The organism is Rhizobium sullae (genome assembly GCF_900169785.1).
Classification (GTDB): domain Bacteria; phylum Pseudomonadota; class Alphaproteobacteria; order Rhizobiales; family Rhizobiaceae; genus Rhizobium; species Rhizobium sullae.
Window position 1 is genome coordinate 1 of sequence record NZ_FWER01000181.1, and the last position, 624, is coordinate 624.

The 624-nt window shown below is 55.4% G+C and carries 1 pseudogene; it reads left to right on the forward strand.

Annotated features, from left to right (window positions below):
• Positions 1-624: pseudogene (locus tag BN1800_RS39660) on the forward strand (hypothetical protein); the annotation flags it as partial.

Below are 624 nucleotides of genomic sequence, written 5' to 3' on the forward strand. Positions count from 1 at the left end.
TTCATCGTAAGCGAGACGTTGGCAGGACGATCGGAGTTCTTGAAGGCCTTTACGATTGCAAATGATGTCTTCGGTCGAGAGGTTTCATTTGACGCACAGAATGATCCCGTCGTCAGGATCGAAGCTGGGCGAATTCGAAGGGATCTCGAACGTTATTATCTCGTCGCTGGACAGACCGACCCGGTAGCGATCACCGTGCCCAAGGGCGGATATGTGCCGCATTTCGAATACACTCATCACCCGGAAGTGCCGGCATCGCCGGCGCCAAGCCCCGATGCTCTAAAAGACGTCGGATCCGTCAACCATGAACGTCTATTTCCCAGACCTGACCGCTCGAAATTACTGATCGCGCTCATTCTCGGGACCATTCTGGTGATCGCCGCAGGTTCTCTCTACATCTTCCCCGCTCCTGAACCTTCTGCCTCGGGCGAAGCCCTCTCCGGGACATCGCCAACGGAAGCATCCGGGCCAAAGGTTGTCGTTGAAGCGTTCGAGGAAGGTCGGCCCGTGGATACAACTTTCGACATCGCGCATGGCCTGAGGGATGAAGTTATTGGTCAACTCGCAAAGTTCGATGACATCGTCGTGATCGCGGATCCATCCAAGGCCGATCGTGCAGGTACT